General features: G+C 59.0%; 15 protein-coding genes. 11 read left to right on the forward strand and 4 right to left on the reverse strand.

What is annotated here, in order from left to right:
* The first annotated feature begins 128 nt into the window (after positions 1 to 128).
* Both ACEN8R_RS17555 and ACEN8R_RS17560 read left to right on the forward strand, forming a co-directional pair.
* Positions 129 to 737 (forward strand): TetR/AcrR family transcriptional regulator, encoded by a 609-nt coding sequence (locus ACEN8R_RS17555; protein ID WP_064616432.1) that lies wholly within the window; start codon positions 129 to 131, stop codon positions 735 to 737.
* Between the two features lie 141 nt (positions 738 to 878).
* Positions 879 to 1,424: a DUF1003 domain-containing protein gene (locus tag ACEN8R_RS17560; RefSeq protein ID WP_018926412.1), complete on the forward strand. Its 546-nt coding sequence runs from the start codon at positions 879 to 881 to the stop codon at positions 1,422 to 1,424.
* Here the strand turns inward: ACEN8R_RS17560 and ACEN8R_RS17565 are convergent.
* Positions 1,399 to 2,358 carry a LysR family transcriptional regulator gene (locus ACEN8R_RS17565; RefSeq protein ID WP_495624221.1) on the reverse strand — a complete coding sequence of 320 codons (960 nt, stop codon included), beginning with the start codon at positions 2,356 to 2,358 and terminating at the stop codon, positions 1,399 to 1,401. The genes ACEN8R_RS17560 and ACEN8R_RS17565 overlap by 26 nt on opposite strands.
* Positions 2,359 to 2,373: 15 nt before the next feature.
* On the opposite strand from ACEN8R_RS17565, the gene ACEN8R_RS17570 reads away from it, so the two are divergent.
* Both ACEN8R_RS17570 and ACEN8R_RS17575 read left to right on the forward strand, forming a co-directional pair.
* On the forward strand, positions 2,374 to 3,081 hold the full coding sequence (locus ACEN8R_RS17570; RefSeq protein WP_086944532.1) for a CTP synthase C-terminal region-related (seleno)protein: 708 nt from the start codon (positions 2,374 to 2,376) through the stop codon (positions 3,079 to 3,081).
* On the forward strand, positions 3,078 to 3,401 hold the full coding sequence (locus ACEN8R_RS17575) for an antibiotic biosynthesis monooxygenase family protein (protein ID WP_495624222.1): 324 nt from the start codon (positions 3,078 to 3,080) through the stop codon (positions 3,399 to 3,401). Before ACEN8R_RS17570 ends, ACEN8R_RS17575 begins: the two co-directional genes overlap by 4 nt.
* Positions 3,402 to 3,469: 68 nt before the next feature.
* Here ACEN8R_RS17575 and ACEN8R_RS17580 read toward each other — a convergent pair whose 3' ends face one another.
* Entirely contained in the window at positions 3,470 to 3,796 is a 327-nt protein-coding gene (locus tag ACEN8R_RS17580; RefSeq protein ID WP_064616425.1) for a DUF2025 family protein, read from the reverse strand.
* Between the two features lie 236 nt (positions 3,797 to 4,032).
* On the opposite strand from ACEN8R_RS17580, the gene ACEN8R_RS17585 reads away from it, so the two are divergent.
* The 3 genes from ACEN8R_RS17585 (at position 4,033) to ACEN8R_RS17595 (ending at position 6,993) form a co-directional block, all read left to right on the forward strand.
* The gene (locus ACEN8R_RS17585; RefSeq protein ID WP_018926417.1) at positions 4,033 to 5,160 is read left to right on the forward strand and encodes a glycerophosphodiester phosphodiesterase; all 1,128 of its coding nucleotides are present in this window, start codon (positions 4,033 to 4,035) and stop codon (positions 5,158 to 5,160) included.
* Between the two features lie 190 nt (positions 5,161 to 5,350).
* Positions 5,351 to 5,656 carry a PepSY domain-containing protein gene (locus ACEN8R_RS17590; RefSeq protein ID WP_007934833.1) on the forward strand — a complete coding sequence of 102 codons (306 nt, stop codon included), beginning with the start codon at positions 5,351 to 5,353 and terminating at the stop codon, positions 5,654 to 5,656.
* A gap of 158 nt (positions 5,657 to 5,814) precedes the next feature.
* Positions 5,815 to 6,993, forward strand: a complete 1,179-nt coding sequence (locus tag ACEN8R_RS17595; protein WP_495624223.1) for a GAF domain-containing sensor histidine kinase — start codon at positions 5,815 to 5,817, stop codon at positions 6,991 to 6,993.
* A 16-nt stretch (positions 6,994 to 7,009) separates the two neighbouring features.
* Here the strand turns inward: ACEN8R_RS17595 and ACEN8R_RS17600 are convergent, their stop codons facing one another.
* Positions 7,010 to 7,372, reverse strand: coding sequence for a hypothetical protein (locus ACEN8R_RS17600; RefSeq protein ID WP_018926420.1), 363 nt, complete (start codon positions 7,370 to 7,372; stop codon positions 7,010 to 7,012).
* Between the two features lie 294 nt (positions 7,373 to 7,666).
* On the reverse strand, positions 7,667 to 9,292 hold the full coding sequence (locus tag ACEN8R_RS17605) for a methyl-accepting chemotaxis protein (RefSeq protein ID WP_018926422.1): 1,626 nt from the start codon (positions 9,290 to 9,292) through the stop codon (positions 7,667 to 7,669).
* 275 nt (positions 9,293 to 9,567) lie between these two features.
* On the opposite strand from ACEN8R_RS17605, the gene ACEN8R_RS17610 reads away from it, so the two are divergent.
* The 4 genes from ACEN8R_RS17610 (at position 9,568) to ACEN8R_RS17625 (ending at position 14,315) form a co-directional block, all read left to right on the forward strand.
* Entirely contained in the window at positions 9,568 to 10,590 is a 1,023-nt protein-coding gene (locus tag ACEN8R_RS17610; RefSeq protein WP_018926423.1) for a transporter, read from the forward strand.
* A gap of 269 nt (positions 10,591 to 10,859) precedes the next feature.
* Positions 10,860 to 12,476: an inorganic phosphate transporter gene (locus ACEN8R_RS17615; protein ID WP_018926424.1), complete on the forward strand. Its 1,617-nt coding sequence runs from the start codon at positions 10,860 to 10,862 to the stop codon at positions 12,474 to 12,476.
* Between the two features lie 253 nt (positions 12,477 to 12,729).
* Positions 12,730 to 13,596: a 2OG-Fe(II) oxygenase family protein gene (locus tag ACEN8R_RS17620; RefSeq protein ID WP_138866930.1), complete on the forward strand. Its 867-nt coding sequence runs from the start codon at positions 12,730 to 12,732 to the stop codon at positions 13,594 to 13,596.
* The gene (locus ACEN8R_RS17625; RefSeq protein WP_018926426.1) at positions 13,593 to 14,315 is read left to right on the forward strand and encodes a TylF/MycF/NovP-related O-methyltransferase; all 723 of its coding nucleotides are present in this window, start codon (positions 13,593 to 13,595) and stop codon (positions 14,313 to 14,315) included. The genes ACEN8R_RS17620 and ACEN8R_RS17625 overlap by 4 nt, the downstream gene beginning before the upstream one ends.
* The last annotated feature ends 38 nt before the right edge of the window (positions 14,316 to 14,353 follow it).

Consider the following 14,353-nt stretch of genomic DNA (forward strand, 5'->3'; position numbering starts at 1 on the left):
TTCAATTTCTCACGGTGCAGGATTAACACAACATTACACTGCACAGTGTAGTTTCTAGGTTGCATCAAAGCCGATCACAAGTAAACTACCAAGTGTAATTCTCCACTTTTTCCTGCCGAAGCGTACTTATGACAGCTCCACAGCGCCTCACCGACCGAAAACGCGAAGCCATCATCCAGGCGGCGATTGCCGAATTCCGTACCCACGGTTTCGACATCACCAGCATGGACAAGATCGCCGCCACCGCCGGCGTGTCGAAGCGCACGGTGTACAACCACTTCCCGAGCAAGGAAGAGTTGTTTGCCGAAATCCTCAATCAGTTATGGACCCGAGTAACGGCCGAACAGGAAACGGCCTACCGCCACGACCTGCCCCTGCGCGATCAGCTGCGCCTGATGTTGCAGGCGAAATTGCAGATGCTGGCCGATGACAATTTTCTCGACCTGGCGCGTGTGGCGATTGCCGCCACCATCCACTCTCCCGAGCGTGCGCAGAACATGGTTGCCCGAATGGGTGAGCGCGAAGAAAGTTTGACCGTGTGGATTCGTGCCGCCCAGGCCGATGGCCGCTTGAAACAGGTCGCGCCTGAGTTCGCTGCGCAACAGATCCACGGGTTGCTCAAGTCCTTTGCCTTCTGGCCGCAGATTTCCATGGGCCGAACGGGCCTTTCGCCCGAGATGCAGCACACCGTGGTGGAATCTGCGCTGGACATGTTCCTGGCGTGCTATGAGTGCTGAACCGAGCTGCAAAAAATGACAACGTCCGCCACTTTATCGCTGTTCGATCGCTCTGAATAAAAACACCGAAATGTGTTTCTGAATGAGACTGGCGCTGGAGCTATAGTGAGCCTCAGTCCCATCCCCTCTTCAGAGAGCATCATGAGCACTCCGACCCACGAAACCGAAACCGAAATCACCGGCCCCGTCGATCACCTGCGCTTCCATCGCCCTCACGCGCACCTGGCACCTACTTTCGGTACCGACCGTTTTGCCCTGCGCGCCGAGGCTTTTGCGCGGTTCTTTGGCACGCCGACCTTCCTTGGCGCCCAGACCTTGGTGGTGGTGATCTGGATTTGCCTGAACCTGTCCGGCGTAACCCAATTCGATGTGTACCCCTTCATCCTGCTCAACCTGGCGTTCAGCCTGCAAGCGGCCTACGCCGCGCCGCTGATTCTGCTGGCCCAGACGCGTCAGGCGGCGCGGGACAAAGCCCAGTCCGAAGCCGATGCGCGACATCGTGAAGCCTTGGCCATCGCCAACAGTGAACGTCAGGCCCAAGCCGCGCGGAACACTGCGCAACTGAAGGAGTTGCTGGAGCAAAACACCCGGCTCACCGAAATCACCAAGACCCTGACTGAGCGCATCGAAAGCCTGACCTCGGAAATGCATCAACACTTCATCAGCAAGGAGCCACCGAAGGTTTGATCCGGAGCGCCCGCCCCAACTCGTCGAACAACGTCACCACCGAGCGCAATGCGCGGCAGTCCGGGCGGGTCAGCAGCCACAGCGCGGTGTCGTAACCGTGCAGGGGCTCGGTCAACGGTTGCAGTCCGTCACCGATCAAAAAGTCCGGCAACGCCGCGATGCCCAGTCCGGCCCGCACCAACTCGGTCACCGACAACATGCTGTTGCAGCGATAACCGGGTGTAACGCCAGGCAACTGCTGGCGCCGCCAGGCGACGGTGGGGTGATCGGGAAGAAAGTCGTCCGGGGCGATCCAGGTTAATGAGGCCAGGTCGTGGGATTCGACCGATTGCAGATAGGCCGCGCTGGCACAGACCCGGTAGGAAATGTCTGCCAATCGCCGGCCAACCAGATGCTCGGGCGGGGTACGGGTCAACCGCAAGGCGATGTCGGCGTCGCGGCGGCTGAGGTTGGCGAAGTCGTTGGAGGTGCAGAGTTCAATAGTCAGTGCCGGGTAAGACGGCATGAACCGCGCCAGTGCCGGTAACAGCAGACTTTGCAGGACCGAATCGGTGCAGGTCAGACGCACGGTGCCGCTGATGATTTCTCCGCCCTGCTCCACGCCAATGCGCGCCGCCTCCAGTGCTTGTTCGGCGCGTTCAGCCTGCTCGGCCAGGGTCTGAGCCAACGTGGTAGGCAGGTAACCGGTGCGGCTCTTTTCGAACAGTTGCTGGCCCAGCGCGGCTTCGAGTCGACGGACCGCGCGAAACACCGTCGAAACGTCGACCTTCAACAACGCCGAAGCCCGGGCCAGAGAGCCGCCGCGCACCAAAGCGAGGATCAGCGACAGGTCGGGATAGTCCAGCTGATAGTGCATCGATGCATTGATCACTTGGGATAACGCCAATATTGATTGCGTGAACGCCAATCTATAGTCGGTGCCAGAAATCAACAAGCGTCGAGATCACTCATGGAAACCAACGCCATCCGCATTGCCCTGATCGGTGACTACGATCCACACGTCTCCGCCCATCAAGCCATCCCCGTTGCCCTCGGCATGGCCGCCGAACACACCGGCATGAACCTGCAGTTTGAATGGCTGGCCACCGACCGCATCACCGCCGATACGCCACTGGATGACTTCGATGGTTTCTGGTGCGTACCCGCCAGCCCTTATCGCGACATGGATGGCGCGCTACGGGCGATCCGCTTTGCCCGGGAACAACAACGGCCGTTCCTCGGCACGTGCGGCGGTTTTCAGCACGCGGTACTGGAGTTCGCCCGCAACGTGTTGGGCTGGGAAGATGCTGAACACGGCGAGACTTCGCCCGACGCGACACGGGCGTTGCTCACGCCGCTGGCCTGTGCGCTGGTGGAAGCCGTCGACAGCATTCATTTGGTTGAAGGCTCGTTGATCGCCAAGGCGTACGAAAATGCGGAGATTCGTGAAGGCTATCACTGCCGTTACGGTGTGAATCCCGAGTTTGAACGGCAGCTACTGACGCGACAGTTGCACGCGGTTGGCCACGATTCGGCGGGGGATCTGCGGGCAGTGGAGCTGAAGGATCATCCATTCTTTGTCGCAACGCTGTTCCAACCGGAACGCGCCGCGCTCAAGGGCCTGCTGCCGCCATTGGTCAAGGCGTTGATCGAGGCCTGTGCGAGGAAAAATTCATGATCGCCCAGACACCTGCAGCACCTTACTACGCAGTGATTTTCACCTCGCTGCGCACCGAAGGCGACCAGGGTTACGAACAGGCCGCCGAACGCATGGTGGAACTGGCCCGTGAGCAACCCGGCTTCCTGGGCGTGGAATCGGCCCGGGGCGCGGATGGGCTCGGGATTACGGTGTCCTACTGGGACAGCGAAGCGGCGATCCTGGCCTGGAAGCATCACCCCGAGCACAGCGCGATTCGTGAACGCGGGCGATCGACCTGGTATTCGGTGTGTCATACGCGGGTGTGCAAGGTTGAGCGGGCCTATGCGTTCAAACAGTAAATGATGCAGTGTTCTGGCGTCTTCGCGGGCTTGTCCGCAAAGACGCCAGAACAGCCACCGCAAAACCCTCACCCCCGCACCAAACTCCTCACCGCCGTAATCTGCGGCACGTCCTGTCGATTCATGTACACCCGCAACGGCTCGGTGATGTTGATCCGGTCGTCGATGTTCTGGTCCAGCAGCAACTGAATCAGTTCGCGCTTGAGCGTCATGGTCTGCTCGGGGCCGGGTGCCCAGACGAATTCGCTGGCGGGGATGATGCCGTCGTCGGCCACGTCCATGCCGAAAGCGTCTTCACTGAAGCGCACGATGTACTGGCCGGTTTTGCGATTGAGGCCGACGAAGCCTTTGAGTTGGTCGGCGGCCTGGCAAATGAGCTGGGAAGTGATGCGCATGGTAAACCTCACAAAAGGTCGCTAAGGACCGGTGATCGATGGTTTACACGCAGGGCAAGTGAACGGGTTTCCCTCTGCCGGGGAAACTGCAGGTGTGAAGATTACTGCAAAGAGCCGCACAAAAGCGTCGAAGAAATCTTCTTTAAACACGTTTATGTCGGTCTGGTGATAGCACAAGCGGCGCTCAGTTGTTAAAAGATACGTCTTTGAAAACTCATCGCAAAAGGACTTCGACCATGCCTGTCTCCTTCACCAAAAGCGCCCTGCTGCTGAGCCTGATGCTCGGCCTCGGCCAGGCACAGGCCACCAGCGAGCCAAGCCCCAGCGCACTGGCAACCCGCCTGGGCATTCCGCACCCGGCGGTGATCGCCCACCGTGGCGCCTCTTTTGATGCACCGGAATCCACCGCCGCAGCCTACAAACTGGCTCGCGACCTGGGTGCCGACTACCTGGAAATGGACCTGCAACGCAGCAAGGATGGTGTGCTGTTCGCCCTGCACGACAACAACCTGCAACGCACCACCGACGTCGCTACCAAATTCCCTGAGCGCAAGGACAGCCCGGCCAACGAATTCACCATCGCCGAACTGAAAACCCTGGATGCCGGCAGCTGGTTCAATACGGCGTACCCGGATCGCGCGCGTCCTGGCTACGTGGGTCTGAAGATCCTGACCCTGGACGAAATCATCGACATCGCCCAAGGCAATCCGCTGCATAAGCCTGGCCTGTACATCGAAACCAAAGAGCCGAAGCAGTTTCCCGGCATCGAGCGCGACCTCAAGGATAAATTGCAGGACCGTGGCTGGCTGAGCCCGACGGGTTCCAAACTGGCAAAAAGTAATCTGGCGGTCGGCCAGGGGAAAGGCAAAGTCGTGCTGCAAACCTTCGAGAAGAGCAGCCTCGAACTCCTCGAGAAGGAGATGCCGCAAGTGCCGAAAATCCTGCTGTTGTGGGTCGGCGAAGGCAGCATCGAGCCGAAATCCAAAGTGACGTTCGCTGAGTCCGGAGACAAGGACAAGGCGACTTACTACGCCAAACAGGAACCGAAAGACAAAGCCGAATTCCAGCAATGGGTCGAGTACGCCAAGGCCCAGGGCGCTATCGGCACCGGGCCTTCTGCCGCGCTGACCAAGGGTGGAGATCAGAGCTATTCAGACCTGGTGAAACCGTGGATGAACCAGTTCACCCACGATCAGGGCATGCTGGTGCACGTCTACACCATCGACGATGCCGTGGATTATCAGAAAGTGATGGATGCCGGTGTCGACGGCATCTTCACCAATCGCGCCAGCGAACTGCTGAAGTTCTATAAGCGCCCGGCGGCGGCGAGTGTTGCGCAGTTGTTGCAGAACAACGGGTATTGATTCAAGACCGTGGCGCCTGTTTCGCAGGCAAGCCTCGCTCCTACAATGCCATACGCGGTGGTCGCGTAAATCTGTAGGAGCGAGGCTTGCCCGCGAAGCTTTTAGCTGACGCCACGGGCAATTAAGGGTGAATTAAGTTGCGCTGTTTAACCTGATCCCACTTAAACAGCTCCTCCAAGGAAAGAACTTGATGAAAACCTTAACTGCCCTGTTCACCGCTGCTGCCCTGACCCTCACCGCAGGCCTGGCCCAGGCTGATGTTCGCGTCGACCAGATCCCCGAGTTGGTCAAAAGCGGCAAGATCAAACCCCTGGAAGAAATGAACCAGGCCGCGCTGAAGTTGCATCCGGGCGCCACGATTACCGATACCGACCTGGATAACCACTTCAACGGTTACGAATATGAAGTGGAACTGCGTCTGGCTGACAACACCGAATGGGACGTGGACTTCGATGCCGCCACTGGCAAGGTCCTGAGCAACAAACAAGACAAGTGATTCAACGGCAAAAAGCCGCACGATCTTCGGGTCGTGCGGCTTTTTTGCGTTCGTCGTAAGGCAAATCGCTGAAGTCATGAACGAAGTCGCGCCCTTTTGCGCAGGCCCGCTAGAATCCCTCAACACCACTCAGCATGTTGAAGCAGAGAACCACGGATATGGGGCAAACAGCGGCAGCAGACATCGCCACGATCGGCCGGATCAGCGCGGTGCCGGCGGTTCTTCAGGTGATCAGTGAGCTGACCGGGTTGCGGTTCGCCGCGGTGGCCCGCGTCATCGACAACACCTGGATCGCCTGCGCGGTGCTCGATCGACTGGATTTCGGCGTGCAAGTGGGCGATGAACTGCAGCTGGTCTCCACGCTGAGCGACGAAATTCGCCAGGGCCAGCACTCGGTGGTCATCGACAAGGTCAGTGAAGACCCGCTCAGCCGCGATCAGCACACGCCTCGCACCTGTCCATTCGAAAGCTACATTGCGGTGCCGATACTTCGCACCGATGGACGCTTCTTCGGCACCCTCTGCGCCCTCGATCCTGATCCCGCGCCGCTCAGGTCCAGCACGACCCAGAGCACCATGGAATCCTTCGCCCGGATGCTCGCGCTGCAGATCGAGGCCGAAGAAAACCTGCAACGGACCGAAGCGGCGCCGATCAAGGAACATAAAACCACCGAACTGCGCGAACAGTTTATCGCCGTGCTCGGCCATGACCTGCGCAACCCCTTGTTCGCCATCAGCGCTGGCGCCGAAATGCTCCTGCGCAAACTCAAAGACCCGCCAAATGAGCAACGGGTTCGGCATATCCTCACCAGCGCCCGGCGTGCAACCAAACTGGTCGACGATGTGCTGGACTTCGCGCGCGGGTCATTGGGTCGCGGCATCCCGGTGAATATCGAGCCGTGCCCGGATTTGGGGGATGTGCTGCGGCATGTGATCGCCGAGATCCAGAGCATTCACCCCAAGCGTATTATTCAGTCGTCGATTGGCGACCTGAGCGACATTCATTGCGATCGCGAACGGGTCGCGCAGTTGCTGTCCAACCTGCTGGCGAATGCCGTTGTCCACGGCGATCCCGACGGCCCGGTCGAGGTCAGTGCGCAGGTCAACGAAGGGCACTTCATATTGAGCGTGAAAAACCACGGGCTGATTGCCGAGGATGCGCTGCAGCATCTGTTCCAGCCCTACTCGCGACCGACCGGCGGAACACCGCAGGCCGGCCTCGGGTTGGGGTTGTACATTGCCAATCAGATTGCGCTGGCCCATGGGGGGCAGCTTGATGTGAAATCGACGCAGTCCCATGGAACGGCGTTCATATTCACGCTGCCTTTGACGCGGTGACGACAGCCTCAATGTCTTAGACCGCGTTAGCGTGACTCACGGACGATTGGCTGTTAAACATCTCGACCTTGGCACGGAAAGAACTTGAGGTGGAGGTCGATCCATCCAGATGCTTGATCGTGTAGTAAGCCTCCGCAGCGACAGCCACCTGACTCAGCGCTCCTTTGTCCAAAGGAATGTGTATGGGAAAGAAATCACCTTGTCGATATTTGTGATAAGCAACCTCCACGTTGCCAAACTTCACGAAGATTTCTTCGCCCTCTACAAATTCTTCCCTTGCCGGGATGATTGCTTTCGGAATCACTGGGTCTGCTTCATCGACGAAAAAAATGATCGACTGTCCACCGACAACAGTCATAGGGTTCAATGTTTCGGTCATCGCAATGCTCCTTGTGAAAGTACTGGCACAGGTTCAGTTTGAGTAGGCGCGCCAAGGGATATCTAGCGCCGCGAGAAAAAAACTGTCTACTGTCAGAAATAACAGGTACCGCTGAAATCGGGCGTCTTGGTTGCAAGTACCCGATCAACGGCACACCGACCTTAACAAGGTGTACAGCTGTAATGCTTAAGGATCAGGCCGAGGTGCTGACCACCGAATCCGCCGTACTGCCACCTTCATCCTGCAACGCCTGTGTACCGACTCGGTAACCGATTCGATACACAATCCATTTCACTAGGCGCTCAACCGCGCCGTTACCTCATTCAATTGCCCTGACAGCCCATGCAGGTTGTGGCTGGCCGCTTCGGTGCGCTGCACGTTGTCCAGGTTGGTGCTGGCGATGCTGGTGATTTCGGTGAGGTTGCGCGAGATGTCTTCGGCCACTGAAGTCTGTTCTTCTGCGGCGGTGGCGATCTGGCGGTTCATGTCGCGAATGGCTTCCACGGCATGGGTGATCCGCTCGAGCATGGCGCCGGCCTGGGTCACTTGTTCGACGCTTTGCTCGCTGCGCGACTGGCCGCTTTCGATGGCCTGGGCCGCGTCCACCGCACCGGTTTGCACGGTTTGAATGATCTGGTTGATCTCGATGATCGACGCCGCCGTGCGCTGGGCCAGGCTGCGTACTTCATCAGCGACCACCGCAAAACCGCGCCCGGCTTCACCGGCACGGGCCGCTTCGATTGCCGCGTTGAGCGCCAGCAGGTTGGTCTGTTCGGCAATGCCGCGAATCACTTCCAGCACCTTGCCGATGCGCCCGCTGTCTTCTTCCAGGCGACGGATGACCGTGGCGGTGTTGGCGATTTCGCCACGCATTTGGGTGATGGTGTGAATGGTGCCCTGCATGACCTTCTCGCCTTGCTGGGCGGACTGGTCGGCATCGTCGGCCGCACGTGCCGCTTCGGCGGCGTGGCGCGCGACTTCTTGCGCGGTGGCGGACATTTCGTTCATCGCCGTGGCCACCTGATCGGTGCGATTGAACTGCTCGTTGGTGCCGCTGGCCATAAGGCCGGCAATCGAGTTCAGCTCACCGCTGGCACTGTCCAGGTCCGACGCGCTGCGCTGCAAACGACTGAAGGTTTCGGCGAGGAAATCGCGCAAGGTGTTGGCGGCCCTGGCCAGGTTGCCCAACTCGTCCTGACGGGTGCTGGCCACGCGCTCGGCGAACCGGCCCTGACTGAGTTGCGCCACGTAGTCGATCAGTTTGCGGATCGGCTCCACCAGGTTGCGATTGACCAGCCACAGACTCAACAAACCAATCAGCAGGCCCGACACCAGCATCACCGCGAGCCCCGACAACACCGTCTGATCGGCACTGGCACTGATCAATTTCGATTGTTCGACACTCTGCTTGCGCAGTTCGCCGACCAGTTCATTCATCTGCTCGCTGGCGGCGCGGTCCACGCCCTTGACCGCATTGTCGCCGGCCGCTGGGTCGGCACCGGCCGCCACGTAGGCATCACGGCCCTTCTGATACGCCGCACCTAATACACGATGCTCCTCACGCAGGCGTTCGATGCGGGTCTTGAGTTGCGGCTCCATACCCTTCTGCCCGGCCAGTTCACCAAGGATACCCTGCACATTGCGCTGACCCTCCTCGAACTGCTTCCAGTATTTGTCCAGGTCCGCGGGTTGCTTGCCGCGCAGCAGGACGTTTTTCCACTCCTGAACCTGCACCTTGAATTGCAGGTTGGCTTCATCGATCAGTTGCGAGGTGTGCAACGGGCCTTCGATCAGGTTCGCGTAGTTCTGAACGCCGTTGGACAAAAAGTGAAAGCAGGCCAAAGCGATCAACAACATCGCCAACAGGCTGCCGCTCAACAGGGCGAGAATTTGTGCTCGAAGGGACTTTTGTAAAGACATCGGGAAGTACTCGAAACAGGAATGAGGCACGCGGATGAAGGCGTGAAAAGTATCCGGACATCCCTGTCTGCCACGTTGGCCCTTGGCCGAAGGCGCGCAAACGTAACCCAAGCGTGATCGGCGTTCCAGAGCGGTTCTTGAGGAAAATCCGACCATCGGTATCGCAATCGTTTGCGTACACCTTGCCGTCACAAAACCGTCATGAGCGCTTGCAATGATGAGGCTCAAGTGAACCTGTGAAACCCGCGACAGGCGCCTCCCCGCAGCGAGACTTCATGAACCACAGCATTGATCAACGCCATCGCGATTCCGACCTGTTCGGCCTGCTTTACGGTTTCAGTTTTCGCCCCGGCGAGCGCGGTCGAGAGATCGATTCGGCCAAGGCACTGCACTGCCTGCAACAACTGGACGACAGTGATGAGTTTCTCTGGCTGCACCTGAACCTGGCCCATGCGGCGTGCGAGCGCTGGATGAAAAGCCATCTGGAATTGCCCGACGAGTTTTTCGAAGCCTTGCACGAGGGGTCGCGTTCGACGCGCATCGAGCATGTCGATTCGGCGTTGCTGGCGGTGGTCAACGATGTGGTGTTCAACCTCAGTAGCATGGTTTCCTCGGATGTCTCGACGCTGTGGGTCTGCGCTCGCAGTCGGCTGATCATCAGCGCGCGCCTGCAACCGCTGCACTCGGTGGACAAGCTGCGCTCTTCGGTGAAGGCCGGTGAATGCTTTCGCTCACCGCTGGAATTGCTGGTGCATTTGCTGCGTGATCAGGGCGAAGTGCTGACGCAGATCGTGCGCAAGACCAGCCTCAGTGTCGATCAGATCGAAGATGAATTGCTGTCGTCGCGCCTGTCCACCAACCGCGCCGAACTGGGCGCCAACCGCCGGGTGCTGGTGCGCCTGCAACGGTTGCTGGCGCTGGAGCCGGGCTCGTTGCTGCGCCTGCTCAATCGCCCGCCGCAATGGTTGCAGAAGGAGGACGTCAAGGAGCTGCGCAAATCCACCGAGGAGTTTGCGCTGATCATCAACGACCTCACAGCCCTCGGTGAGCGGATCAAGCTGTTGCAGGAAGAAATCGCCGCCAACCTCAACGAACAGAGCAACCGCACGCTGTTCACCCTGACCGTGGTCACGGTGTTGGCGCTGCCGATCAACATCATTGCCGGTTTCTTCGGCATGAACGTCGGCGGGGTGCCGCTTGCCGGGGATCCGGAGGGGTTCTGGATTCTGGTGGCACTGGTGGCGACGTTTACCCTGATTGCCGGGCGCTGGGCGTTTCGTAAGCGGCGCGATTATTAAACCGTCCATCATCACCGATACCTTGTGGCGAGGGAGCTTGCTCCCGCTGGGCTGCGCAGCGGCCCCTATCCGGTTTATTCATTCAAACAGAATTCTCTGGTTTTACGACTGCTTCGCAGCCGAACGGGAGCAAGCTCCCTCGCCACAGGTATTTGCCTGCCTTAGCATCCGGCATCACAAAAAAACCAAACACTGACCCAGCGCAGTCTCACTGTAATATTTAGCAACGATCATGGCCGATACTCCTTCTCTGCTCAGGATTGTCCGGCATGGCTACGCCTTCCTTCACCGCCGCCTCCCAGGCGCCCGCCAGTGGCGCCAGGCCGCAGTTCGATAAAAAACCCGGCCTGCTCACCTTCGTGATGTTCTTTGCCGTGCTGGGCAGCGGGCTGTTGTTCACCGCCTACAGCCTGATGCACGACATGAGCGAACTCGGCACGGTGGTCACCACCTGGACGCCGTTTCTGCTGTTGGGCGTGGCACTGCTGATTGCCTTGGGCTTTGAGTTCGTCAACGGTTTTCACGACACTGCCAACGCCGTGGCGACGGTGATTTACACCCACTCCTTGCCACCGAATTTCGCCGTGGCCTGGTCCGGGTTCTTCAACTTCCTGGGGGTGTTGCTGTCGAGCGGCGCGGTGGCGTTCGGCATCATCGCCCTGCTGCCGGTGGAGCTGATTCTGCAGGTCGGCTCCTCCGCCGGTTTCGCGATGATCTTCGCCCTGTTGATCGCCGCCATCCTGTGGAACCTCGGCACCTGGTGGCTGGGTTTGCCGGCCTCTTCGTCGCACACCCTGATCGGTTCGATCATCGGTGTCGGCGTGGCCAATGCCTTGATGCACGGCCGCGACGGCACCAGTGGCGTGGACTGGGCCCAGGCAACCAAGGTCGGTTACGCGTTGCTGCTGTCGCCGCTGATCGGCTTCGCGTTTGCCGCGCTGTTGCTGCTGGCGTTGCGCGTCTTCGTCAAAAATCGCGCGCTGTACAAGGCGCCGAAGGGTAATACCCCGCCACCGTGGTGGATTCGCGGCATGTTGATTCTGACCTGCACCGGCGTGTCCTTCGCCCACGGCTCCAACGACGGCCAGAAAGGCATGGGCCTGATCATGCTGATTCTGGTGGGCACGCTGCCGATGGCGTATGCGCTGAACCGCACCATGCCGGCGGATCAGGCCTTGCAATTCGCCGCGGTGGCCGAAGTCACCCAGCAAGCCCTGATGAGAAACACACCACTGCCGATGCCCACCGATCCACGCCCGGTGCTGACCGACTACATGCGCAACAAGGAAGCCACCCCGCAACTGATCCCCGCCCTCGCCGCGCTGGCGGGCCAAATCGGTAACGAAGTGAAGGGTTACGGCTCTCTGTCGAAAGTCCCGGCCGAAGCGATGGGCAACGTGCGCAACGACATGTACCTGACCAGCGAAACCATTCGCCTGATGGACAAGAACAAGGTCGGCAACTTCGACACCGACACCACCGGCAAGCTGCAACTGTTCAAGCAACAGATCGACAACGCCACGCGGTTCATTCCGCTGTGGGTGAAAATCGCGGTGGCCATCGCCCTGGGGCTGGGCACCATGGTCGGCTGGAAACGCATCGTGGTGACGGTCGGCGAGAAAATCGGCAAGACGCACCTGACCTACGCCCAAGGCGCCTCGGCAGAAACCGTGGCGATGCTGACCATCGGCGCCGCCGACATGTTCGGCCTGCCGGTATCGACCACCCACGTGTTGTCTTCAGGCGTGGCCGGGACCATGGTCGCCAACGGTGGCGGCTTGCAGATGAAGACCATCCGCAACCTGCTGATGGCCTGGGTGCTGACCTTGCCGGCGGCGATTGTGTTGTCGGGCAGTTTGTATTGGTTGTTCACCAAGTTTTTCTGATCAACCTGAACACCCACTCCCTGTAGGCGCGAGGCTTGCCCGCGAAGAATGCACCGCGGTCTACCCGAATGACCGCGTTATCGTTCTTCGCGGGCAAGCCTCGCTCCTACAGGGATTTTTTTGCCCGGCGAAAGCATTTCGTCGCAAATTCATGGGATTAATCGTTTATTGATCCCTCTCCCGCCGGATAGCACTTCAGTTTGCTACCGTGTTGCCGACTATTAAGAGACTCGATGTATTCAGGAGGGGAACCGTGAATCTGTATATCAATCAGCTTCAGAAGAAAGCTGACTTCAAAGAAGCCATCTACGCAGGCGACATCTTCCTGAACACTCAGCTACGCACGGCCAAAGAATTGTGTGCGTTTGCCCAAGAAAGCATCACTGCCGCCTTCGACGGCGAGACCAATCACCAGGCGCTGCACACGTTGATGCCGGTGGAAGAATTCGTGGTCCTGGTCACTCGCCTCAAGAGCCAGTTCACTAACAGCCAACGCGCCAAGGACTTGATTCTGGGCTTCATCGATGAAATCGGTGTCGACCCTCGCGAGTACATTTTCGACGTGCCACGAATCCGCGTAGTGCCTAACTTCGACTACCTGCATGCCGGCGTCAGCTATGCCTACAAACCCCATCGCGACACCTGGTACGGCGGCGTCGACTGTCAGATCAACACCTGGATGCCGGTGCATACCATCAGCCCTGACCAGACCATGATGATCAATGGCGGTTATTTCGACCTACCGGTGAAGAACACTTCAAAGGATTGGAGCCTGTCCGACTGGATCAACAACCAGCGTCATCGAGCCAAGGAAAACCTCAAGGAGGAAGTACGGGTACACCCGGTTCCACTGGAAGAGATCAATACTTCTTCGGAAATCCGCGTGGCCGGCAACATGGGCGACATGCTGATTTTTTCCGGTTCTCACCTGCATGGTACGGTTCCCAACTACACGCAACAGACCCGCTTCAGTGTGGACTTCCGCCTGATGCACCTTGACGACCTCAAGCACAAGCGCGGGGCGATCAACGTCGACAGCGCCTGCCCGGACGTCGGTGCAGGGTTCAACGATTATTTCCACGCTCACGACTTTTCGAAATTCCAAGGAATCCAGCAATGACCAAGCGTCGCATTACGCCCGCCGAGGCTCAATACAACGAAACCCGTGCCAATGTCCTGAAACGGGTCGACGCCGAGTATGTGGCCGACGCGCCATTTGTCTTCGCCCACCGCATCGGCGTGACCGCTGCACTGTCGCGCATGGAGCTGTTCAAGAAAGTCGCCGAAATCCCTGGCGCGATCATTGAATGCGGCGTGTACAAGGGCAACTCGCTGATGCTCTACATGCACCTGTCGATGATTCTGGAACCCTACGCGATCAACCGGTCGATCATCGGCTTCGACACCTTCGAAGGCTTCCAGAGTATCGACAAGAAAGAAGACCCGGCGGACGTCAACGAGACCATGTTCTCCGACACCGACCAGTCGCTGATCCAGGACATGATCGACGCCAACGACCTGTTGCGCCCGGTCAACCGTATCCCGCGCTGCGAGCTGGTCAAAGGCGACATCGTCAAGACTGTGCCGGAGTGGGTCCAGACGCGTCCGGACCTGGTGGTGGCGATGCTGATCCTCGACACCGACCTGTACGAGTCGACCAAAGTCGCTCTGGAAACCTTCCTGCCGTACATGCCAAAAGGCGCGATCGTAGTGCTCGACGAAGTCGCCTATCGCAACTTCCCCGGCGAAACCAAAGCCCTGCGCGAAGTGCTCGACCTGAACAAGATCGAACTCAAGCGCCTGCCGTTCGATTCGTGCGTGGGCTACTTCCACGTTTGATGCACAAGTTCCTGTAAACAAAGATCAAAAGATCGCAG

The sequence above is a fragment of the Pseudomonas sp. Pseusp15 genome, from assembly GCF_059492165.1.